Raw genomic sequence first — 22,222 nt, 5'->3', positions numbered from 1 at the left:
GGAGGCTTTGTTTTATCTTTGGCCTGGTCTGATGCGCGCCATGTAATAGGTATTGATGAATTCACCATCACGGAAGGAACCGTCAATCGCTTCACCCTCAATTTGAAATCCATGCTTTTTATAAAGCCCAATGGCGGCGTCGTTATCGGCATTGACCTCTATCTGAATTCTTCTCACATTTAACCAGTTATCTGCTAGTTCAGTGACTGTTTCTATCAATTTGCTACCAATACCGAGTCCGTGGAAACTATCATGTACTCCGATGCCAAACGATGCCGTGTGCATCGTTCTTGGACGTAGAGAGTGGTGAAAGCCAATATTTCCGACGACTTTACCATCAATTTCAGCGACATAGCTATAAACACCATCAGGTATGTTTGACAATCTTTCCACCCACATCGCGAGCGAAGGCTTTGGGAGTTGCAGGGTTTCACGTTGTGCTTTTGGTTGTGAATAGATTTCTACGAGTGCCGCTGCGTCTTCGACGGTCGTTGGACGTACGATAATTTCCATGCCTCTCTCCTTCGCTTTTTAGTTTTAATTTTTAATCTAACCACAGTTTTCTTATTTGGATAGTGTTTTTTTATGTTTAATGGATAAATGCCTTTTAAATTAGCTTGTTATGATGTCATTTTTTGAATTTTTAGTAGTGATTTATCATCGAATTGAGCGAGTAGATTGCAAAGGTGTTGAATTATTGTACTGAGAATGGCGCGTACTGCAGAGTATCGTGGTGAATTTCATGTCGCAGTAAATAAACGCATTTAGTCAAACTGTGACGACGGCACTGTGCGTCAGTTGACTTGAATCAATAGAGGATGGGGTTACCTCCTATGAGGTATAGGGAAACGACACGTTTAGGGCTATTTATGCTTAACTTGATAAGGGAGTTTTGTTGAGGAAATAGCATGAAATCCTCTCAGTCTAAAATATCGCAAAGTCGGCGCCGATTTTTGCGTGATACAGCTCGAACTGCGGCTGGTGTTGGCGCAGCTGCGTGTGTATTGGGCTTACAATCGCTACAAAGCCAAGCTCGAGAAACTAAAGGTGTGCCTATTCGTCTGCCTGGTGCACTGCCGGAAGGCGATTTCGAATCAGCTTGTATTCGATGTGGCTTGTGTGTTCAGGCATGTCCTTACGATACCTTGAAACTTGCGACATTACTTTCACCCGTCGCGACTGGCTCACCTTACTTTACTGCACGCGATATTCCCTGCGAAATGTGCGAAGACATTCCTTGTGTTGTCGCTTGTCCGATTGGGGCGCTGGATCCGAAACTAACCGATATTGATGATGCTCGAATGGGTACAGCGGTTCTTATTGACCATGAAACTTGCCTTAACTGGCAAGGGTTACGATGCGACGTTTGTTATCGCGTTTGTCCGCTGATTGATGAAGCCATCACATTAGAGATGGTTCACAACGACCGAACCGGTTATCACGCCAAACTTATCCCAACAGTGAATTCCGAAGTGTGTACCGGATGCGGTAAGTGTGAACAAGCGTGCGTGTTGGATGTCGCTGCTATTAAAGTCGTCCCGACGGATTTGGCGAAAGGCAAAGTGGGCAGCCACTACAATTTTGGTTGGAAAGAGATCGACAAACCACTCGAAAATATCCTCCCTAGTGAGACGCCTGTACCGGAAGGTGCGCTTGAATCGCTAAAAGGAGGTAAGTAATGGCAAAGAATTTAGCTCAAAATGCTGGCAAAGAAGCGCTTGAAAAGCTTGGTTGGTGGCGCGCGCATCGGTTTTTGATTTTACGTCGGCTATGTCAGTTCACCATCATTGCGCTGTTTATGGCTGGGCCGACGCTGGGAATTCTAACTGGTAATCTGTCATCAAGTATGTTGCTCGATACCGTGCCGTTAAGTGACCCGTTAATTGTGCTTCAAGCTTTGGCGACAGGGCATGTTCCGGAGTTTAATGCGTTGTTAGGCGTAGTGATTGTCGTTGCGTTTTACGCGATTTTGGCGCCGCGCGCATTTTGTGCTTGGGTGTGCCCGTTGAACATCGTGACAGACTTGGCGGCGTGGTTGCGTCGAAAGTTCAACATTAAAGCGAGCTATCGTTGGTCTCCCATGATTCGTTATTGGCTGATCCCTGTTTTGATGTTGGGCAGTGCGCTATCTGGCGCGATTCTTTGGACATGGTTAGATCCGGTTGCGGCACTGCATCGCGGGTTGGTGTTTGGTATGGGCGCAGGTTGGGTGCTAATCGCCCTAGTGTTTGTGTTGGATTTACTCTTGGTTGAGCATGGGTGGTGTGGGCACTTATGTCCACTGGGGGCTACCTATGGCGTGATAGGCCGAAAAAGCCTGTTGCGCGTTACTGCTGTTCGGCGCGAAGATTGCACCAAATGCATGGATTGCTTTTACATTTGCCCAGAACCAGAAGTGCTTCGGCAGCCTTTGAAAGAGGGAGATCGTCGAGTTATGGATCAAAACTGCATTAGCTGTGGCCGTTGTTTGGATGTGTGTCCAGAACATGTGTTTGAATTTAAAAATCGCCTATCAGTAAAAGTCATTGATTAAGCCACTGAGCACATTTACTCATGCTTTAGTTCTCTTGATACTTGAACATCGCGCTTCGCCAAGGAGTTAAGTGCGATGTTTATCTTCATAACAATATTCCTCAGCCATATCAGCTTGCTCTGGGTTGAAAATAATAATGATATTGCGAATTTGTTACATTTAAAGCTATGATGATGCCTTCATATTTAAAGGAAACATCATGACTACCTCATCGCACGGCTGGAGAACGCCGCAAAATTTCCTCCTGTTAATTTCCATTATCGTGCCCATTGCTTTTTCTACCTGGATGGCGTTGTTGAACAACTTTGTTATCGAGAAAGCAAACTTTGATGGTGCCGACATAGGCCTATTGCAAAGTGTGCGCGAAATTCCGGGTTTTTTGGCCTTTACCGCCGTGTTTGTATTGCTGTTTATCCGAGAGCAACGCTTTATGCTCGTCTCTTTGGCGATGCTTACGCTTGGTACGGCATTAACAGGTTATTTTCCCACTTTGTACGGTCTACTTTTTACAACCTTGTTAATGTCCACCGGCTTCCATTACTTTGAAACACTCAAGCAGTCTTTGTCTTTACAATGGCTATCTAAAGAAGAAGCGCCAGAAATGCTGGGTAAGTTTATTTCTGTTGGAGCTTTGGCTTCTCTGTTTACCTACGGCGCCATTTGGGTTTCGCTCGAACAGCTCAAACTTGATTTTAAAACGGTCTATTTAATGGCTGGTGGTTTAGGTTTTGTGCTCATTTTGGTGATGGCATTTGCCTTCCCACAATTTAAGACAAAAGTGCCTCAGAACAAGAAGCTCATCCTGCGTAAACGTTACTGGTTATACTATGCGCTTACGTTTATGAGTGGAGCACGCCGTCAAATTTTTACGGTGTTCGCTGGTTTCTTGATGGTAGAAAAGTTTGGTTACTCCGCCGCAGATATTACGTTGCTGTTCCTGATTAACTATGTCTTTAACTTCTTGTTTGCGAAGCGAATAGGCCGTTTTATCGGCGTTGTTGGTGAGCGCAAAGCGTTGATGTTTGAATACGTCGGTTTGATCTTCGTGTTCGTCGGGTACGGTTTGGTGCAAACGGCAGAGTGGGCGGCAGCATTGTATGTTGTCGATCATTTATTTTTCGCGTTAGCGCTTGCGATTAAAACCTACTTCCAGAAAATTGCCGATCCTGCCGATATGGCGTCGACCGCAGGCGTTGCGTTTACGATTAACCATATTGCTGCAGTTGTAATACCTGTTACGTTTGGTGTCATCTGGCTTGTTTCACCTGCGAGCGTATTTTACATCGGCGCTGGTATGGCAGCAGTGAGCTTGCTGTTGTCACTCAATATTCCAGCGAAGCCGGAAGAAGGCAACGAAACTCGCTTGTTGAAGTGGAGTTAAGTTGGTACTCACTATCTAATCATTAAAGCGAATACCTGTAATTAGACTCGCTAAAAAGGGTGCTTATGCGCCCTTTTCTTTTTATTGCAAATAGATAATCCCTCCAATGGTTGTCAATGCATGCCACGTCCGTTAGGGTTTAGAACTAAGTATTTCGAAATAACTTGGGCATAACTGACGCGAAACAATAAGAGGGGAGCTATACAGTGCAGATACATGGCAGAGAGTTGGATTTAGATCTAGGTAGCCGTCACATCGTTATTCAGCGCCGCTATGAGGCGTTAGGTGCTGCAAACGACCTACTCATTGCTATTTGGTTTTTAATTGGTAGCTTTTTCTTTTTGAATGATTCGTTGATTGAAAGTGGTACTTGGCTTTTCATCGTGGGCAGTGCGCAGTTGATCATTAAGCCCCTGATAAAACTGATGAGTTTAGTTCATGTTGGTCGTTTAAATAAGCAACTTTCTGGCACATCAGCGAGCCGCTGAAATTACCGCTTCTTTTGAACACTCGCAAGCAAGAAGCCAACAGGCGAGTTATCGAGGGGAAAGCGGGAAGATAACGTGTTCGCAATACTAAGCACGTTATCTTCTGTTTGAAACTTAAGAATTTAGAACGGATACCAGAACAGTTGTGTGTCGATAACACGCTTGCTGATCGCCGCAATCACTATCACCGCAATCCCAGCCATGCAGATCATATCGGCTTTGGTCAGTGGTTTTAAGCTGTACCAAGTGCGAGAGGAGTGACGACCAAACCCACGTAGCGTCATCGCGTTTGAGATTTGATCGGCTCTGTCCAAACTAGAGAAAATCAGAGGGCCAAGAATCTTTGCCACGTTCTTCATACGAGTGAGCAACGGAGCCTTCTTACTCAGTTCTACTCCGCGTGCTTGTTGCGCGTGCATGATGTTAACAAAGTCCTTTTTCACTTCCGGCAAGTAGCGCAGCGTTAAGCTCACAGCATAGGCGATTTTGTAAGGCACACCTAAACGGTTCAAGCTGGCTGAAAACTCTGTCGGATGAGTGGTAAATACAAACACCAACGCGATTGGGAACATGCTGAAGTACTTCAACGTCACTGTTACTAGGTAAAACAATGTCTCTTGAGTGAGCGAGTAATTACCGGGTAACGAGAGTAAAACCGTTGATGAACCCATGAACTCAGTACCTTGTTGCGGTGCTAACGCGAACATAAACAGGGCATTGATCAGCAATACCGTGCCTGTACCGAATAACAGCGGTTTGTAGACATGAAAGGGCACTTTGGTCATTTTCAATAAGCCCAAACCCAGCACGATCAACAGCGCGATGATTCGCAAGTCAAATGTGGTCAATACCACCGTTACCCAAGCAATGAAAAGCAAGAACTTAGTAATGCCATTCAACTTATGAAGTGGTGATTGGGTATCGATGTAGTTGATACCAAACTTCATCTTATTGTCTTTCATGCCACTGCTTTCTCTGGTTGGTTTACTTCGCCGCTTTTTCGTTGGCGGTGCGCTTTTTCTACATTGATAAAATGCTGCATAAAGCCATTGGTGTCTTCGATGCCAACTTTCGTAGCCAACTCAAACAGACTTGTTGTGGTGAGGTTTGCTTGGTCTAGTAGCTCTGGACTGCTGAATACCTGCGTCATTGGTGCATCCGCGACTAATTTACTGTCTGCAATCACGATAGAGCGCGAGGTGTATTCCAACACTAAATGCATGTCATGAGAGATGATCATTACGGTTACGCCCAACTCGCGATTGAGCTTTTCGATGAAACTCAGCATAGACGTGTAGTTTCGATAGTCCTGACCTGCCGTCGGTTCATCAAGGATCAGAAGCTCTGGTTCCAAGACCAAAATTGACGCAATGGTTACGCGCTTTTTCTGGCCGTAGCTCAATGCTTCGATTGGCCAGTGACGGTATTTGCTCAAACCGCACAGCTCTAGGACTTCAAGTACTTTAGCGTCGATTTGTTTCTCTTCAACGCCACGATTACGGAGGCCGAAGGCCACTTCGTCGAAAATCATGTGATGGGAAATCATGTGATTCGGGTTTTGCATCACCACACCCACTTTCTGGCTACGCTCGAAGATGGTCAGTTCGTTAAGATCTTGACCATTCATGCTCATTGAGCCGCTATCCGCTTCAATAACGCCCATAATCAGTTTGGTGATGGTCGATTTACCCGAGCCATTTTTGCCAAGTACAGAGACAAACTCGCCACACTTGATGTCAAAACTCACGTCTTCTAACGCGTTTTTCTCACCGTCGTAAGAATAGGTGAGGCCACGGACTTCAAGCAAAGTCTCGGCTGGCGTTTTAGGTGGTTGTGCTGTTGAACCATCAAACCATGCTTGTACCGCTGGTTTATATTGCTCCAACGGTAAGGTAGTTAAGCTAGAAGGTTTTGCATCGCCCTCAATCGCGCAGCCTGCTTCTTTCAGTGCTGAAATATAAAGCGGTTCGCGGATGCCGTAATCTTCTAGTAGAGGCGACGCTAAAATTTCATCTGGCGTTGTATCGGTAATGATTTCGCCGCTTTCCATCAAGATAATACGGTCAACTGAGCAATGCAGAACGTCTTCAAGACGATGCTCAATGATTACGATGGCTTTGTCCGTTTCGCGGTGTAGAGCATCGATGATCTCGATGGTTTTTTTACCCGTTTTAGGGTCAAGCGCAGCTAGTGGTTCATCAAACAAAAGGATATCGACATCATCGACGAGAATGCCCGCCAAAGAAACACGCTGTTTCTGCCCGCCAGATAAATCGTGGGGTGAGCGTTCTAGCATCTGTTCCAAGTCGACCATTTTGGCCGTGGCTTTGACCAATGGGTACATGTCGATATTTGAAGTTAGCTGGTTCTCCAGCGCAAATGCAATGTCTTCGCCAATGCTCAAACCGACAAATTGGCTGTCCGTATCTTGCAGTACGGTGCCAACTTGCTCAGTGTATTGGTGCATGTCGAAAGGGGCGGTGTCTTGACCATTGATGGTCAATGTTCCACTGGTTTCCCCTTTGATTGCGTGTGGGATCAGTCCGTTAAGACATTGCCCAAGGGTAGATTTACCACTACCACTTGGACCGATAATGACGATTTTCTCTCCTTTCTCTATCCTTAGATTGATATTTTTTAGCGTCGGTTTGTCCAGCGACTCATATCTAAAAGAGAAGTTAGAAAATTCGATTGTCATTCGACATTAAGCCTCTGTTAAGTTACGGCTTTGCTTGTTACGTTTAGCGACAGACTTAAGAATGAAGAAGCCAACAATAGCAATAAGAATGGTGTTACCGATCGCGATAATAGAAAGCTGGGTAAACACTTTAGTGAACGGTTCTGCGTATAAAATCGTGTCGAGGAATGCAGAGCAACCGTAACCAAATACGTTGCCTAATAGCGCAAGTACTACGAATAACGCGAAGTCTTTCATATTGAAATCACCTTTCTCCAAACGGTAGCGCGTTAGAGAAGGGAATAGACCGATAATCAAACCAACAATACCTGAACCAAGTACCCAAGTGAGCCATACGCCCCAACCTGCAAATAGGTCAGTAACCCAGTGACCAATAAAACCAACCAAGAAGCCAACAAGTGGTCCAAATAGTACTGAGAACAATGCTAATACTGCCATTGCTGGTTTTAGCGTTGTGTTTGCAAACACAGGGATGCCAAACATAGGTAAGCCGCCGATACCGTATAGAGCAGCACCGATTGCAATAACCACAACAGTTTTAGCGGAAAGATTCATAGATAACCTCAGTTCAATAGTCGATTTTAAAGAACGTTCATTTATATTGTTGGAAAGCGTTAGTTATTTGATTGTGTAACATATATTCAAAACAACCAAGCTGCTTATTGTTTGCTCTATTTTTCTTCAGGAAATGTGTGATTTGATTCACGCATCCCTTTGACTGGCTTTGGTTTTAGCAAGCATTAAAAATAAGGCGCGCATTATACAGAATATTAATAAAAGTGGGAATGCTATCTATCTGGATGGCTAGAATGAATCAGGGGCTGATCGTCAGCCCCTGATTACACGGTTTGATGTTATTTTTACCAATAAATGAATGCGCTATATGTTCATTAATGGTCGAGGTATAAATAGTTCTGCCAGCTCTTCATACGAATAAGCACTTTGCGCATCACTGATACGTGAGTAAAGCTGTCTGAATAAACTGCAACTTCAACCGCAGTACCCATCGGTAGGTGGTATCCACTCAAGTCGTCGGTAATTTTCAGCTTCGCAAAAACACGTCCGCTCGTGCGCAAGGCATCAGTCCCAAGCAGAGCGCCTCGCGCTTGAATTTGGCTTTCACCAATGGCTGGAATCACGTCAATGACTTCGCCACGGAACACTTTGCCCGGAATTGCGCGGAACATAAATTCTGCTTCAAAGCCTGGCTTCAAGCGTTGTAATGAGTTCTGTCTGAATGCCGCGGTGTACGTAATGTCTTCGGTATGTACGAAGGTCATTGCCGGGGCAAGTGGCAACGGCACAGCCATCACTCCAGGACGTAAAGCCAATTGCGTAACGTAACCATCGGTTGGCGCACGAACGACGGTTTGCTCTAAGTTAAACTCTGCTTTACGCAGCTCGGCAAGAAGTTGCGCGACTTGGGTATTTTCGCCTCCGATTTCAGAGTCCAGAGCGATTTGCGCTTGTTCTTGTTGCAAAATCGCAACGTCTAACATGGCTTCTGCCGCTTTATACGCTTGGCGTCGAGTATCCAAATCTTGTTCAGTAAACGCGCCACGATCAAAGCCCCTTTGATATCGGCTAAATTCCCTTTGTGTTTTATCTCTGTCCGCTTGCGCTTTCAATACAGCAGCTTCTGCTTCTCTTAGATCAGACTCTAAACCCAAGGCACCTTGGCTTGCTTCTTTGACTTTCGCTTCAAGGCGAGCAACTTCTGCTTCAAAAGGCACAGGATCGATTTTGAAAAGAATATCGCCCGTTTTGAGCGGTTGGTTGGCCTGGACTGGCACTTCCACCACGCGGCCACGCACGCCAGAGACGATGGGCGTAGTCGGGAACACTTGGTTACCCAATTGCGTAAATGGGTGGTTGTAGTTCATAAGCAGCACGAGTGTGCCCACTAACACTACGCCGCCAAGTACGGCGGTTGGAACGGTCCATTTGTTTAGAGGAATATTGAAAATTTTAAAAATGGCAATACAAAGAGCGGCGTAAGTCAGAATCAGCAATAAGTCCATTATTCGTCCTCTTTACTTTGTTCAGGCAAAGGCTTTTGCTGAATCTTTTGTTGTTTCAACATCGATACTTCGTTTTTGAGTTCGTTGACTTCATCGATGAGTTCTTCAAGGCGGTGATGAATGTCGTGTGTTTCTTGTTCTAGTTGTTTAAAACCCCAGCCGCGTTCCTTGCGCCATAATGTTGCCCAGATCCATAAAAATGGCCACAGCGCATGCAAAGTGAAAAGGCTGACCCAGCCAGCGTAGTGAATTGCGTCTTGGTGCGGGTGCTCTCTCTCTTTGGCGATTTCATATGGAATATCATGGATGACAATGATTCCGTAAAAGATCACTAAAGCAACGAAGATGAGTAACCCAAGTGCAAAATAGTCTAGAAACATCTTACCTACCTGTGCGTATTGCGAAATGGAAAATCTACGTAAATTAACAATTTAAGTATTTGTCTTAACTACAGATGAATCAAGCGGTTTTTATGTAGGAATTATGTTTATGCGATGTAAGTATCCACTGATGTTTATTGGCAGTTAAGGTGTTGCTGAGTACTTATTTAAACAAGCAGTGAAGTGATATAGGAAGGATAAGTAAAAAGTATACTAAAGCCCCAGGTGTCAACCGGGGCATGGTTTAAAGTTCGGTACAGACTTGGTTTCTGCCATTGGCTTTGGCGCGATAAAGAGCTTTGTCTGCACGATAAAAAGTTCGCTGAGTATTCTCGCCTTCTCGATGCAAGGTAATCCCTATGGATACTGTCAGCCCCCGTTCACCAAGAATATCGTCCCAACCATATTGATAAATCCGTTCACGATAATTCTCGGCATGCATTTCTGCGCGTTCCAGTTGGGTATTCTCAAGGATCACGAGGAACTCTTCACCACCAAATCGTACGCACGATGCGCCTTTAAATCTGAAGTAGGACGCCAGTTCCTGTGACACACTTTTGATCGCTTTGTCGCCAACCAAGTGGCTTAGTTCGTCATTGATGGATTTGAAGTGATCGATATCGATGACCATCAATGCAAATGCAGTATCGTGCAGAAGTAGATCTTTTAGTTTAACTTCTAACCAGCGTCGGTTGTGTAAAGACGTAAGTGGATCGGTAAAGACGTCCTGCTGTAGCTGAGCAACAGTATTTTTATGCTGCTTGGTGGTTTCTTTTAGTTCTTTGTTTTCTAGCTCTGACAAAATGAGTTTGAGTTGTAACTCAAAGCGTGAAAGTCGGCGTAGTTGAGCAGACCCTAACTCACCGATCGGAATATGTTTTACAAGATCAGATTCGATTCTATGCGCTTTTTTTTCACAATTTAATGCTTCTTGATACAACCCTTGAGAGGCGTAAACTTGACTCATCGCGTTATAAAAATGCTGAGTAACGATAGGAGATAGCTGCTTTTGAATCCTTTTACTGATGGAGTCCAACGTTAAATTAGCTAAAGAAGTGTGCCCTACACCGTTTAGACAATACGCAGTCTCAATTTTGACCATCGTGGATAACCAGTATGTAGTGGCACTACCCGTTGTATACTGAACATTCGAAATAGCCAGCAACGCATTGGGGTAGTCTTCTTGCAGACGATGTAATTTGGCTCGGTAGAGGTGAATTTGTGCGGCGAGGTTTTTATCACTGACGAGAATGCTCAGTTCTTCACATTCACTCAATAGCTCTTTGGCGTCTGCGGTACGGTTCAAGCTGATATAACAGGCAAGCATGTACAGCTTGTAACGAAGGCGTAGGGATCGACTGCCAATAGCGTGATCGATAGCATCTATTTTTTGATAATAACGTAATGCACGTTGGTGATCCCCATAGGCATCGCACAAATTACCCATTCCAATAATGGCCAATACGTACTCATCAATATAGCCGTACTCGACGGCGATATTGGTTGAAGCAACATACTCGGTTAATGCCGCATTGTAGTCACCTACTTCAACTAAACGCTCACTCAAGCTTGCTTTCACAGAAAGAATATCTTCTACATCTTCTGGTAAAACAAGCAACTCAAGCGCTTGTTTCAATTCACTAATGCTGTCGTTGAGCTGTTTGATCTCTCTTCGATACTCGGCGCTAATGATATAGCAATGCGCTTTCTCTCGGTTTGTTGACGCAATATGTAACCCTATGTGTTCCCATAGCGTAATCGCTTCTTCACCTGAAACGGAAGAAGGATCGATACCTGCGTCAGTCACCTTGCTAAGCAGTTGTTCCATTCTTCATTACCTCAATATAACTTTCTTCGAGCTGTTCTAACGTGAATGGGAAGGTCAGGATATCTTGCAAATACAGTATCGGTTTCGGGCCTTTGATTCCGCGTCGCTTCCATGGATAGATGTCTAACATCGCTTGGACAGTGCGGTAGACCTCTTCTGCTGCTTGACCTTTTTCTGCAATTAACATTGCTAGCCTGTTACTGGAAATTCTCGAGATGAGGTCGCTAGAGGTTGTCAATGCATGAACGAGCTCGGTACAAACATCGAGAACTTCGGGGTTTGAATGCTGAATCATAATGATGGCGTGGTTAGAGCGTTTGAGCTCCGTTTTAAACAAAACTAATTGTTCCCACCAGTAGGTCTCCGAAACGACATTAGAGAACTGCTTTTCAGGGTCGTATTCGTGTTGAGAGCGAATATGATTGATCAGCTTACGTGCTCGCTGCTCTAGTTGGCGTTTAGAGCCTCTTGCTTTATCCATGCTGATTCGGTGAGTTTGTTCTTTGAGCATTTTGAGTGCGTGCTTACGGTATTTCTTGAACGCGTTAAACGCAGACTCAAAGTCTCCTTGTTCTTCAGCGACTCGTGATTGTTGGAAGCAAATTTGGCTGAGTAGCTCACCGTGGTCGAAACTGAGTGCAGACTCTTCTGCTGCAAGTAGCAACTTGGCAGCGCTGTCTGTGTTTTGGCGCAAAAGCTCAAGTCTTGCTCGGCTAATAAAAGAGTGTGCTTTCATCCAAACGAGGTCATGCTCAATGGCGAGCTGGTGGGCTTTTTGGGTGGCTTCTTCGGCCGCATCAAGGCGTTCTAGTCCAAGCAGTGCTAACCCTTTAAAGTCCCAGATCTCGGCTTGCCACGTACTATCATCATGATCTTTTAATACTTCGGTTGCTCCATCCAGTACCGTAAGCATCTCGACAAACTTATTTAGTAAGTAATAGTCCCAAGCTAATAGGATGCGCGCTTTGCCTTCTAACCAAGCAATACGAACATTGTTTGCCACTTTAACGGCTAACTCATGAGTTGAAGCGGCAAGTTGGTGTTCATTAGTGATGCGCCATACATTACCAAGCCCAATTAGAGATTCGATTTGAATTTCAACATCATCAACAAGAGCAGATTGTTCGAGCGCATTAATCCAATATTGTTGCGCGGAATAATACTTTGCTTGGCCCCAATATTGGAGTGCAAAAAGATGGAGAATTTCCGGGAGATGATCGTCGGTTTCAAGCTGTGTTTGTTTGCTGTAAGCGTCTTTGACGAGTTTTAAGCCTTGTCGGTAATCCATTAGGCACCAACAGCATTGCGCCATGATGAGTAAGGCTTTGATCTCTCCGTCCACAAATAAAATTTGTTCCGCGCGGATAAGATATTGCTGCGCAACATTAAAGGTATGTTTAGGGGCCGATTTTATTTGGCCTTTAAGCTTAGTGAGATCATCTTCTAGCTGAATTTGGTTTTTATCCAACGTTCACATCCATGACTATCGAACTGGAAATCACACCTAATATTAAGTGGTTAGATGCATGTTTCTTTACCAAAGCGATGCGGATAACGTTTTGGTAAACGATCAGGGGCCGTAATGTATACCGTTACAACCCCTAATTACTACATCTAAATTACCAATAGAATAGCTACGATAGGAGCTGTTTGATTGTCAAAGGTGCATCAGAGACTTCTAACCTTTGTGCAGCGGTAAGACCTTGTTTATCCTGATAGCACAAATTATGCCAAGCTCTGAATATATCTAAAAGAGGTAAAATACCAGCAGGTCGTAATTTGCGACGTGGCTCGTTAATGAAGCTTTCGAAAAGAATCTGAAAGCGGTTTTGATAAAACTTCACATGACGAGTTGTCGCAACGTTAAACCATTTTTCAGGCTCATTTTGATCGCCAGCGAGGTAGCAAATGCCTTTGTGGTTTTCGTTTTGACTAGAGATTGCCCAGCGATCGCGCCACCAACTCATATAGGCGATATCGACTTTGCCAAAGGGAGTACTCATGTCCCAACTAGCGTCCTCTTCTACGTACATCAAGTCGACACTTTTCTCTTTAATGCGAGGTAAACAAACGCTCAGTGCAGCCGAACGTAGTAGGGGATCTTGAGGCATGTATAGAGATACACGTTTGTTTGGGCAGCACATATCAAGTACGTGCAAATAGTGTGCATATGAGGTGTATGGTGGACGGACTAATGCCCCTTTTGAAGGGTAATGAAATACAGATAGATTACCAAGAGGGTCTTCTACGTTACCGCGAGCCAAAATTGTTTGGTATTTTTGGTCAATTCGCTCTCTGAGGTGATGAGAAGGTTCCGCAAGCGGCTCACTTGCTTCCGCTGCGTACTCCTGGGAAACAAAACGAGACACCTCATCGTAAGGATTATGATCGAGCGTTGCGATTGGCTCTTCATCAGCGGAATAATTGACGTGCTGGCAAAGAATATAGCCAGAATGCGCTTCGCCAGAAACAATCCAATACACACCGTTATTGCTGTTCGGTTGCAATGCAATATAGTTTGAGGCCAATTCATAATGCGTTGCGTGGTTTACCCAGCGCGCATCAATGGTTGCCAGCTTACGGCGGCAGCGGCTAGCTATATGGTCAACATGATCGTAAAAGGTTTTTGGGTTAATACTAAGCTTGCGGCAGATTTCTCGTACTGAATATCCCGTAAACAACAAGCCCATCAAGTTCTCTTGAAATTGAAGCTTCTTGTTGGCACCAGACCACTTGTCAACAAAGGTACTTTGACACACTTTACAGCGGTAACGTTGGCGATCGCCACTGTAACCGAAAGCGTGATAGAGGTGTTTGTGAGTGTGGACAGAAAGTCCAAAGTTGTCGCAATCATCATTACGGCAAGCAGGCAACCCGTCACTGTGGACGTGCCGCAGGCGATGAAGTTCGTTCACGACATCGCGATTATTAAGTAAGGGGGGGAAAGCTCCACATTCACGGCATACCATCGCCGGACGCTTAGGGTTCGCATGTTGCAGAACGTAACGCTTTGCATCACTCAATCCAAAGTTGTCACACGCCAATGTTTTACAAAAGTTGAGTTGTAACCCATCTGCGTCTTTTGGCAGTTCGCCGTTAGACACAATCGCCCCCTCGGGATAATTCGGGCAGCCAGCATAACTCTGGCTGCAAATTATTACTTACTATTTGTTCTTAGATGTTGATTGCAGTTTCTAGTGCAACTTTCATCATGTCGTTGAACGATTTCTGACGCTCTTCTGAGCTTAGTTTTTCACCACGGATGATGTGGTCAGAAACTGTCAGGATAGTCAGTGCTTTCGCGCCTAGGTCAGCTGCTACGCCGTAGATACCAGCCGCTTCCATGTCTACACCTAGGATGCCTAGTTTTTCCATCTTCTCGAAGATGTCTGCTTCTGGTGTGTAGAACAGGTCTGCAGAGAATACGTTACCTACTTTTACAGGCACTTCCTGAGCGCGCGCTTGGTTAACGGCTTCTTCTAGAAGACCGTAATCAGCGATTGCTGCGAAATCGTGGTTGTTGAAACGGATACGGTTAACTTTAGAGTCTGTAGAAGCACCCATACCGATAACAACGTCCATTAGTTTCACGTCGTCACGTACTGCACCACAGCTACCTACACGGATAACGTTTTTCACGCCGTATTCAGCGATTAGCTCGTGTACGTAGATACAGCAAGACGGGATACCCATGCCGTGGCCCATTACAGAAACTTTTTTGCCTTTATAAGTGCCAGTAAAGCCGAACATGTTGCGAACGTCACAAACTTGTTTCACATCTTCTAGGAACGTTTCAGCGATGTATTTAGCGCGCAACGGGTCGCCTGGCATTAGAACTGTTTCAGCGAAATCACCTGGTTGTGCGTTAATGTGTGGGGTTGCCATAAGTGCTCTCCAAAGTTTTGTTTTGATAAAACGCCTCTATTATAGAACGCTATTACCAATTCTGTTGAACTTGTTCGTTTTCGTTGAGGCAATAATATCGGGACGTACAGTGGCCCCTTGAGAGCTTAGTCACAAAAACCACGCATTTAGAAACTGCAATTACTATTGATAACCAAATCTGTTGAAATCAAAAGAGCAATCGATTTGCTTTTGAGCAGTTTGTCGATTGCGCGCACAAATTCTTTGTTTTTGGGCCAAACTTTTTTCTGACAGCTGGTTGATCGAAATACTTTCGAGTGAAGTAAAACGATTAAATTGTACAACTTATTTTCTTGTACAATCTGGAAAGGCTTGCTATAAGTTATACAACAAAACTTTTTGTATAGGGATGCGTCATCATGGAATCTTCAATCAAAGTAGGTATCAGTTCGTGTGTTTTGGGTGAACGAGTGCGTTTTGACTCTGGTCATAAGGTGAGCAACTTTGTGACTAAAGAGCTCAGCCCGTATTTTGACTTTGTTTCGGTATGCCCTGAAGTCGGCGTAGGTATGCCAGTACCCCGTCCAACAATTCGTCTTGTTTCTAATGAAGAGCGTGTTGCATTGGTTGAAACCAAAAATCCAGAAAATGATCATACCGACAATATGCTCACTTACTCGGCCAATAAAGTAGATGAACTTCAAAGCGAGCAGCTTTGTGGTTACATCGTTTGTGCCAAGTCACCAACTTGTGGCATGGAGCGAGTCAAGGTTTACAGCAAGAACAGTGCTGCGAAAGAAGGTGTTGGCTTGTATACACAAACATTGATGCAAAAAATGCCTTGGTTGCCTGTTGAAGAGGATGGCAGACTTAACGACCCTGTATTGAAAGAAAATTTTATTACTCGAGTATTTTGTCTAAATGACTTTTACGACTCGATGGATGGTGAGCCTACTCGTGGCAAAATCATCGACTTTCATTCGCGCTACAAACTGACGTTAATGGCACACCACCCAGAGTCATACCGATCCCTTGGCCGCTTAGTTGCCGATGTCGCTAATTATGAAATTGAAGACTTTTACCAAGAGTATCGTTTAGGACTGATGAAGGCGTTAACGAATCGGGCTAGCCGCAAAAATAACACAAATGTGTTGATGCATTTACAAGGGTACTTCAAACGCTCACTAACTAAAGAAGAAAAAGAAGAGTTAGCGACAGTGATTCACGACTACCGTATTGGAATGCTGCCTCTGCTAGCACCACTTACGTTGATTAAGCATTACTTAAATACTTACCCAGACGAGTATTTAGCAAAACAGAAGTTTTTAGAACCGTATCCGCAGGAGATGAGATTACGCTATGGTTTGTAGTTCAGAAGAAAAACTATACGCGATCCGAGATGTCGCAGAAATCACGGGTGTAAAACCAGTTACGCTGAGAGCTTGGCAACGAAGATACAACTTGATCCAGCCTCAGCGAACTGAAAAAGGACACAGACTCTATCGCCAGCAAGATCTCGATACGATTCGCGAAGTCCAGAGTTGGCTCGCGAAGGGGATTTCGATTGGTAAAGTTAAGGGGTTGCTAGGAAAAAGCGCCGATGTCGAAGTCAAAAACGAGGTTCGCACACTCGAAGAAGTTGAAAACATGCTGCTTGCGCTGTCTACCCTGAATCGAGGAAAAGCAGAGAGTTTACTTGCCTCTGTTCTTAAAGAGTACCCACTAAAACTCGTTATTGATCAGTTTATTAGCCCAGTATTTGATGCGCTAGATATGGTAAAAGGATCGTTGCGATCCTTGCAGGTGGGGTTATTTCAGACTTGTTTAATCACTCGACTTGCCCTTGTTATCGATTCTGAAAACAAAGCCGCTTCCAAAGGAAAGTGTCTGCTCATTAGCTTTGAACAAAACAGAGAATCTGAGAGTTGGATTCAAGCAGCGAAGCTTTGTGAACAAGGGTATCACACGACTTTGATCGATAAGGTTGATGATGTTTCTGGTCTACTAGATCACGAGGTCATTGAAAATGGTTCGTTTATCTACCTTTTCTCCAATAAAGCACTAGCTGCTAAACAAGTAGCGTCCATCAAAATGCTTCACGCACAGCTAGGTGATCGGATGGGGTGCTCTGAAGTGATAGAGAAATTACACCTAACTTAGTAGACAAAAGATAGGAGCTACCATGATTTTAGTATGGTTTCGACGTGACTTGCGTACGTTAGACCACACGGCACTCAAAGCGGCATTGGATTCAGGTCAGCCTGTCGTCGCTTGCTTTATCGCGACGCCAGAGCAGTGGCGGGAGCATCACATGGCGCCGATGCAGGCAGACCTCATTGCTCGTCGCTTAGCTTGTCTTAACGAGGAGCTTGAAAGCCTTAATATTCCTTTTTTGTACAAAGAGGTGCCGTCGTTTTCCGATTGTACAGATGTGATTAGTGGGTGGGCGGAAACACTTGAAGCCACGTCTGTCATGGCAAACATTCACTATGAGGTGAACGAACGAGAGCTCGACACACAAGTAAGTGAAGCGTTAGCTTCTCACGATATCGAATTTGAACTGTTTCATGACAAATGTGTGCACGCGCCAACGACGGTTCTTAATAAGCAAGGCGAATATTTTAAGGTATTTACGCCATTCAAGCGTGCTTGGTTAACGCAGTTCCATATGCCGACGGTAGTAAAACCTCACGAGCAAGCGCCACTCAATAAAAAGGTACTCGAACAATTAGAGTCGGCTCGATTTAATTCAAGCTTCACATTTAGCTATCCTCGAGAATCCAGTGAAGACTGGCTGGCTTCGACTAATGATATTTTGAAGCAGCTTAGGGAATTTGCACGAGAGCGCAGTGACGCGTATCAAAGCGAGCGAGACTTTCCAGCTATTGATGGCACTAGCCAACTGTCTCCATACCTTGCGATTGGCGCACTATCGCCAAGGCAGTGTATTGCTCGTTTGTATGCTGAAAATCAACAAAATGACCTTACAGAAGGGAAAGCAACTTGGCTAAGTGAGATCATTTGGCGTGAGTTTTATCAGCACCTATTGGTTTTCGAACCAAAACTCGTCAAAGGCAAAGGATTTATCGATTGGGAGGATAAAATCCAGTGGTCCTATGATGAGAAAGCCTTTGAGCGATGGAAGACAGGAACAACAGGATACCCAATCGTTGATGCAGCAATGCGTCAGCTCAATCAAACAGGCTGGATGCACAACCGATTACGTATGATTGTCGCGAGCTTTCTTACCAAGGACTTACATATTGATTGGCGATGGGGAGAAGCGTACTTCATGAGTAAGCTGGTGGACGGCGATTTTGCAGCGAACAATGGTGGCTGGCAATGGTCTGCTTCTACGGGTTGTGACGGGCAGCCATACTTTCGTATTTTCAACCCGATAAGCCAAGGCGAAAAGTTCGATGTTAATGGTGAATTTGTGCGCCACTGGGTACCAGAAATCAAAAGTGTACCGAACAAATACATCCATAAACCTTGGACTTGGGAGGGCTTTTCTTTACTGGAATATCACAAGCCGATGGTTGATCACAAGACAGAAAGAGAGATAACCTTACAGCTCTTTAAAAGTGCCAAGGAATAGAGTGAAATGCTTAGCAAAAAGCGATCAATGAGTTTCGCAAAACGTACCCTGCTATCTGTGTCGTTATCTTTAGTGAGTGGTCTATCATTCGCTAAGATGTACGAATTACCAGAGGATGGAAGCCGTTTAATTGGTCGCCTTGAAAACCACGTCGTTCAAGAAGGCGAAACCATGGCAAATATCGCTAAGCTCTACGATGTGGGTATGCTAGGTTTAATGGCCGCAAACAAAGGCGTGGATCCCTTCTTACCAGAAGAGGGGCATGTTCTTACTATTCCGACACAGCTAATCCTCCCAGACGTACCTTATAAAGGTATCGTTATTAATCTAGCCGAGCTGCGCTTGTATTACTTTCCGAAAGGAGAGGATATTGTCCATGTATTTCCTGTCGGAATTGGCCGAATAGGGCGCGATACCCCAGTAATGACAACGCGTATCAGCCAAAAACGACCGAACCCTACATGGACTCCTCCAGCCTCTATTCGTGCCGAGTACAAAGCAAAGGGCATTGATCTACCAGCCGTTGTTCCTGCGGGGCCTGATAATCCACTTGGTATGTTTGCATTGCGTTTAGCTTACGGGAATGGCGAATACCTAATTCATGGTACCAACAAGGACTTTGGGATTGGTATGCGAGTCAGCGCGGGTTGTATTCGTATGGACCCAAGTGACATTGAGTGGTTATTTGACAAGGTTCGTAACGGCGAAGACGTTAACATCATTAATCAGCCTATCAAAATGACACTTGAGCCTGACAGAAGTGTGTTCTTAGAAGCACATGAGCCTTTGACTCGTAGTAATGGCGAGAAAGATGAACTGAAAGTGCCGAAAGAGTTAAAGTGGTGGCTGGATGAATTCGGTATGAAAAACGTGAAGGCTAAAGCAGCAATCGCTGCACAGAATGGGGTTCCTGTCGAAATAACCGCGCCTTAACGGGCGTTAAGACGCGGTATCAAATCTTACTTAGTGTAAGACTGAGCGATGTTATCGATACGCTCGTTAGCACGCTCAGCTTCTTCTTGAGCAGCCATTGCTGCTGCGCCTGATTTTTGAACGTCAGATTGAAGAGCTTGTACGTCTTGGCTTAGTTGGCTAACTTGGTTGCTTAGTTCGTCTAATTTTGCTGCATTTGCTGTTGCTGCGTCATCAGAAGAAGCACAACCGGCTAGTAGAAGTACTGAAGTTGCTGCAGCTGCGATCAACGTTTTGTTCATATAAGAACTCCTTGCTTATAGTGAAAGTCTCGCCACCAACTATTATTTTATACAGTAGCGAGGTTAAATGTGGTTACATTTTATCAGTACATGATGTAGCAAAAGTCAAAAAAACCCAAGAATTTCATGGAGTACCTGACGTCAACTTTTACCTGAGCTTAACAAAGGTGAATAGTCTATCTTCTCCCTCGCTCTCACAACAGTTTTCATAGCAGGTGTATTTGCCACGTTCCTGATATCAATAATTTAGACGATATTGACACAAATGAAAGTTTATTGGCCCAAATAACTGCTATTTACGTCGTTTTGTTGAAGAATAGAAGACATATCTGAAAGGCCTTTCACTGAACTTCACGTTCAGATGCACATCAAAAAGGCTAGGGTTTACTCTGAACTGAGCCACAAATGATGTTTTACCGTCACCACAGGGAATTAGTTTGTGTGATCTCTATCTATACTCCTATGATTTGCGGTATTATACCGAGCTTTATTTTTTTGCTGCGTTAGAGCGGAAACGACACTACAGAGCGCTCAGACGCTGACTGATTTATTGGAGAATACTTTGCAATTTAAAGATCTAGGCCTAGACAACCGATTGTTGAAGAACCTAAAACACTACGATTTTAAAAAAGCGACTGACATTCAGCAGCAGGCGATTCCTGTTGCGATTGCAGGCAAGGATCTATTGGCATCTTCGAAAACGGGTTCGGGCAAGACTTTGGCGTTTGTATTGCCAATGCTTCATAAGTCTTTAAAGACAAAATCGTTTTCTGCGAAAGACCCTCGCGCGGTTATCCTTGCTCCTACTCGTGAGTTAGCGAAACAAGTATATGGTGAGCTTCGTTCTATGCTAGCTGGCCTATCTTATGAAGCAGCACTGATTTTGGGTGGTGAGAACTTTAACGATCAGGTAAAAGCTCTGCGTCGTTACCCGAAATTTATCGTGGCGACACCAGGACGTTTGGCTGATCACTTAGATCATCGTTCGCTTTATCTGGATGGTTTGGAAACGCTGATTCTTGACGAAGCAGACCGTATGTTGGATTTGGGCTTTGCACCAGAGCTTCGTCGCATTCATAAAGCAGCCAAGCATCGTCGCCGTCAAACGTTGATGTTCTCTGCGACATTAGATCATGCAGACGTCAATGAAATCGCGGCTGAAATGCTCAATGCGCCAAAGCGTATTGCTATCGGCGTTTCTAACGAAGAACATAAAGATATTACGCAAAAATTTTACTTGTGTGATCATCTGGATCATAAAGAGGCGATTTTAGATCGTGTTCTTTCTGAGGCTGAATATCGTCAAGTTATTATCTTTACGGCAACGCGTGATGATACTGAGCGACTAACAGAAAAGCTAAACGAAAAGAAACTGAAGGCTGTAGCACTGAGTGGTAACTTGAACCAGACTCAACGTAACACCATTATGAGTCAGTTTGAGCGCGCAGTATTTAAGATCCTTGTAACGACTGATGTTGCTTCCCGCGGTTTGGATATTGCAACTGTGACACACGTCATCAACTTCGATATGCCAAAGCATACCGAAGAATACGTACACCGAGTTGGTCGTACTGGTCGTGCTGGAAACAAAGGGGATGCAATCTCTCTTGTTGGTCCAAAAGACTGGGATAGCTTTAAACGTGTAGAAGCATACCTACAACAAGATCTTGAGTTTTCAGTGTTCGAAGATTTGAAAGGTAAGTTTAAAGGTCTTAAGCCACCTAAACCAGATTTCCGCAATAAGAAAGCGACCGCAAAGAAAGCTCGCCCTCAAGCGAAAAAATCAGCGAAAAAACCAGCTAAGCGTGACAAGAGCTTCTACAAAAACGTATCTGTGGGTGATGATGTCTTCATCCCTAAGAAAAAACCAGCGGCACCGAGCTCTGAAGAGTAAAAGCTGCTGTAGTTTCCCATTGATTTTAGTTCTTAAAAATCCGAGTGTTCGCACTCGGATTTTTTATGTCTGTCGCTAGGTGAAATAGCCTCTTTCCATACTCACTCGTTTGTCAGTTTTTATATTTGTCTGGTTGTATATAAACAGCATAGAACGCTAATTTAGGAAGTTATTAAGTTTTATTACCTCGGTCAAAGCAAACGTTTTTCCTCACACACTAGATAAAAATCTCACATGATTATGAAAATGATAATTGATCTCATTTTTATTTAGGGGCAGAATACGCGCCATTGTATTAATCCTATAAATGAATTCGCTCTCTA

Annotated in this window: 20 protein-coding genes; 9 read left to right on the top strand and 11 right to left on the bottom strand. The window is 44.4% G+C overall.

Translation table 11 applies throughout. The features are described 5' to 3' along the window. Nucleotides 1–12 precede the first annotated feature (12 nt). Entirely contained in the window at nucleotides 13–513 is a 501-nt protein-coding gene (locus tag R7E42_RS04720) for a GNAT family N-acetyltransferase (protein ID WP_017820512.1), read from the bottom strand. A gap of 395 nt (nucleotides 514–908) precedes the next feature. On the opposite strand from R7E42_RS04720, the gene napG reads away from it, so the two are divergent. From napG to R7E42_RS04700, 4 genes are all read left to right on the top strand, one after another. Next, nucleotides 909–1,679 carry a ferredoxin-type protein NapG gene (gene napG, locus R7E42_RS04715; protein ID WP_318072387.1) on the top strand — a complete coding sequence of 257 codons (771 nt, stop codon included), beginning with the start codon at nucleotides 909–911 and terminating at the stop codon, nucleotides 1,677–1,679. Continuing rightward, nucleotides 1,679–2,533, top strand: a complete 855-nt coding sequence (gene napH, locus R7E42_RS04710) for a quinol dehydrogenase ferredoxin subunit NapH (protein WP_053350046.1) — start codon at nucleotides 1,679–1,681, stop codon at nucleotides 2,531–2,533. Before napG ends, napH begins: the two co-directional genes overlap by 1 nt. Nucleotides 2,534–2,732: 199 nt before the next feature. Further along, nucleotides 2,733–3,914: an MFS transporter gene (locus tag R7E42_RS04705; protein WP_005375129.1), complete on the top strand. Its 1,182-nt coding sequence runs from the start codon at nucleotides 2,733–2,735 to the stop codon at nucleotides 3,912–3,914. A gap of 206 nt (nucleotides 3,915–4,120) precedes the next feature. After that, complete coding sequence (locus R7E42_RS04700) at nucleotides 4,121–4,402, top strand: YrhK family protein (protein ID WP_025768568.1); 282 nt, start codon at nucleotides 4,121–4,123, stop codon at nucleotides 4,400–4,402. 122 nt (nucleotides 4,403–4,524) lie between these two features. Here the strand turns inward: R7E42_RS04700 and R7E42_RS04695 are convergent, their stop codons facing one another. The 9 genes from R7E42_RS04695 to deoD all read right to left on the bottom strand — a co-directional run bounded on the left by R7E42_RS04695 (nucleotide 4,525) and on the right by deoD (nucleotide 15,214). Beyond that, nucleotides 4,525–5,364, bottom strand: a complete 840-nt coding sequence (locus R7E42_RS04695) for an energy-coupling factor transporter transmembrane component T family protein (RefSeq protein WP_136976847.1) — start codon at nucleotides 5,362–5,364, stop codon at nucleotides 4,525–4,527. Continuing rightward, nucleotides 5,361–7,100, bottom strand: coding sequence for an ABC transporter ATP-binding protein (locus tag R7E42_RS04690; protein ID WP_318072386.1), 1,740 nt, complete (start codon nucleotides 7,098–7,100; stop codon nucleotides 5,361–5,363). Before R7E42_RS04690 ends, R7E42_RS04695 begins: the two co-directional genes overlap by 4 nt. A 6-nt stretch (nucleotides 7,101–7,106) precedes the next feature. Beyond that, nucleotides 7,107–7,655, bottom strand: a complete 549-nt coding sequence (locus R7E42_RS04685; protein ID WP_005375133.1) for an ECF-type riboflavin transporter substrate-binding protein — start codon at nucleotides 7,653–7,655, stop codon at nucleotides 7,107–7,109. Between the two features lie 335 nt (nucleotides 7,656–7,990). After that, nucleotides 7,991–9,121 carry an HlyD family secretion protein gene (locus R7E42_RS04680; RefSeq protein ID WP_318072385.1) on the bottom strand — a complete coding sequence of 377 codons (1,131 nt, stop codon included), beginning with the start codon at nucleotides 9,119–9,121 and terminating at the stop codon, nucleotides 7,991–7,993. Then, nucleotides 9,121–9,501, bottom strand: a complete 381-nt coding sequence (locus tag R7E42_RS04675; RefSeq protein WP_005375135.1) for a DUF3302 domain-containing protein — start codon at nucleotides 9,499–9,501, stop codon at nucleotides 9,121–9,123. The genes R7E42_RS04680 and R7E42_RS04675 overlap by 1 nt, the downstream gene beginning before the upstream one ends. 244 nt (nucleotides 9,502–9,745) lie before the next feature. Further along, entirely contained in the window at nucleotides 9,746–11,329 is a 1,584-nt protein-coding gene (locus tag R7E42_RS04670; protein ID WP_053307917.1) for a GGDEF domain-containing protein, read from the bottom strand. After that, nucleotides 11,313–12,797, bottom strand: coding sequence for a hypothetical protein (locus R7E42_RS04665; protein WP_053303858.1), 1,485 nt, complete (start codon nucleotides 12,795–12,797; stop codon nucleotides 11,313–11,315). Before R7E42_RS04665 ends, R7E42_RS04670 begins: the two co-directional genes overlap by 17 nt. A gap of 166 nt (nucleotides 12,798–12,963) precedes the next feature. Beyond that, complete coding sequence (locus R7E42_RS04660) at nucleotides 12,964–14,433, bottom strand: lactate dehydrogenase (RefSeq protein WP_025768563.1); 1,470 nt, start codon at nucleotides 14,431–14,433, stop codon at nucleotides 12,964–12,966. 70 nt (nucleotides 14,434–14,503) lie between these two features. Continuing rightward, nucleotides 14,504–15,214: a purine-nucleoside phosphorylase gene (deoD, locus tag R7E42_RS04655; protein WP_005375140.1), complete on the bottom strand. Its 711-nt coding sequence runs from the start codon at nucleotides 15,212–15,214 to the stop codon at nucleotides 14,504–14,506. A gap of 398 nt (nucleotides 15,215–15,612) precedes the next feature. On the opposite strand from deoD, the gene R7E42_RS04650 reads away from it, so the two are divergent. Genes R7E42_RS04650 through R7E42_RS04635 form a run of 4 tightly spaced genes read left to right on the top strand, consistent with a single transcriptional unit; the run spans nucleotide 15,613 to nucleotide 19,724 of the window. Next, nucleotides 15,613–16,563, top strand: a complete 951-nt coding sequence (locus R7E42_RS04650) for a YbgA family protein (RefSeq protein ID WP_005375141.1) — start codon at nucleotides 15,613–15,615, stop codon at nucleotides 16,561–16,563. Next, the gene (locus R7E42_RS04645; RefSeq protein ID WP_005375142.1) at nucleotides 16,553–17,353 is read left to right on the top strand and encodes a MerR family transcriptional regulator; all 801 of its coding nucleotides are present in this window, start codon (nucleotides 16,553–16,555) and stop codon (nucleotides 17,351–17,353) included. The genes R7E42_RS04650 and R7E42_RS04645 overlap by 11 nt, the downstream gene beginning before the upstream one ends. A gap of 22 nt (nucleotides 17,354–17,375) precedes the next feature. Continuing rightward, entirely contained in the window at nucleotides 17,376–18,791 is a 1,416-nt protein-coding gene (gene phrB / locus R7E42_RS04640) for a deoxyribodipyrimidine photo-lyase (protein ID WP_033906725.1), read from the top strand. A gap of 6 nt (nucleotides 18,792–18,797) precedes the next feature. Next, nucleotides 18,798–19,724, top strand: a complete 927-nt coding sequence (locus R7E42_RS04635; RefSeq protein ID WP_005383933.1) for a L,D-transpeptidase family protein — start codon at nucleotides 18,798–18,800, stop codon at nucleotides 19,722–19,724. A gap of 26 nt (nucleotides 19,725–19,750) precedes the next feature. Here R7E42_RS04635 and R7E42_RS04630 read toward each other — a convergent pair whose 3' ends face one another. Further along, entirely contained in the window at nucleotides 19,751–20,005 is a 255-nt protein-coding gene (locus R7E42_RS04630; RefSeq protein ID WP_005375145.1) for an Lpp/OprI family alanine-zipper lipoprotein, read from the bottom strand. Between the two features lie 550 nt (nucleotides 20,006–20,555). Here R7E42_RS04630 and R7E42_RS04625 point away from each other — a divergent pair. Then, nucleotides 20,556–21,899: a DEAD/DEAH box helicase gene (locus tag R7E42_RS04625; protein WP_005383932.1), complete on the top strand. Its 1,344-nt coding sequence runs from the start codon at nucleotides 20,556–20,558 to the stop codon at nucleotides 21,897–21,899. The last annotated feature ends 323 nt before the right edge of the window (nucleotides 21,900–22,222 follow it).

The organism is Vibrio sp. Vb1337, assembly GCF_033338715.1.
Taxonomy (GTDB): Bacteria; Pseudomonadota; Gammaproteobacteria; order Enterobacterales; family Vibrionaceae; genus Vibrio; species Vibrio alginolyticus.
Note: the sequence above shows the minus strand (reverse complement) of the source record. Positions and strands in the feature narration are given on the sequence as shown.

Excerpts from the sequence above, each read along its gene's own strand:
- R7E42_RS04720 (WP_017820512.1), bottom strand. The coding sequence starts at position 513 with ATGGAAATTATCGTACGTCCAACGACCGTCGAAGACGCAGCGGCACTC.
- napG (WP_318072387.1), top strand. The coding sequence starts at position 909 with ATGAAATCCTCTCAGTCTAAAATATCGCAAAGTCGGCGCCGATTTTTG.
- napH (WP_053350046.1), top strand. The coding sequence starts at position 1,679 with ATGGCAAAGAATTTAGCTCAAAATGCTGGCAAAGAAGCGCTTGAAAAG.
- R7E42_RS04705 (WP_005375129.1), top strand. The coding sequence starts at position 2,733 with ATGACTACCTCATCGCACGGCTGGAGAACGCCGCAAAATTTCCTCCTG.
- R7E42_RS04695 (WP_136976847.1), bottom strand. The coding sequence starts at position 5,364 with ATGAAAGACAATAAGATGAAGTTTGGTATCAACTACATCGATACCCAA.
- R7E42_RS04690 (WP_318072386.1), bottom strand. The coding sequence starts at position 7,100 with ATGACAATCGAATTTTCTAACTTCTCTTTTAGATATGAGTCGCTGGAC.
- R7E42_RS04685 (WP_005375133.1), bottom strand. The coding sequence starts at position 7,655 with ATGAATCTTTCCGCTAAAACTGTTGTGGTTATTGCAATCGGTGCTGCT.
- R7E42_RS04680 (WP_318072385.1), bottom strand. The coding sequence starts at position 9,121 with ATGGACTTATTGCTGATTCTGACTTACGCCGCTCTTTGTATTGCCATT.
- R7E42_RS04675 (WP_005375135.1), bottom strand. The coding sequence starts at position 9,501 with ATGTTTCTAGACTATTTTGCACTTGGGTTACTCATCTTCGTTGCTTTA.
- R7E42_RS04670 (WP_053307917.1), bottom strand. The coding sequence starts at position 11,329 with ATGGAACAACTGCTTAGCAAGGTGACTGACGCAGGTATCGATCCTTCT.
- deoD (WP_005375140.1), bottom strand. The coding sequence starts at position 15,214 with ATGGCAACCCCACACATTAACGCACAACCAGGTGATTTCGCTGAAACA.
- R7E42_RS04650 (WP_005375141.1), top strand. The coding sequence starts at position 15,613 with ATGGAATCTTCAATCAAAGTAGGTATCAGTTCGTGTGTTTTGGGTGAA.
- R7E42_RS04645 (WP_005375142.1), top strand. The coding sequence starts at position 16,553 with ATGGTTTGTAGTTCAGAAGAAAAACTATACGCGATCCGAGATGTCGCA.
- phrB (WP_033906725.1), top strand. The coding sequence starts at position 17,376 with ATGATTTTAGTATGGTTTCGACGTGACTTGCGTACGTTAGACCACACG.
- R7E42_RS04635 (WP_005383933.1), top strand. The coding sequence starts at position 18,798 with ATGCTTAGCAAAAAGCGATCAATGAGTTTCGCAAAACGTACCCTGCTA.
- R7E42_RS04630 (WP_005375145.1), bottom strand. The coding sequence starts at position 20,005 with ATGAACAAAACGTTGATCGCAGCTGCAGCAACTTCAGTACTTCTACTA.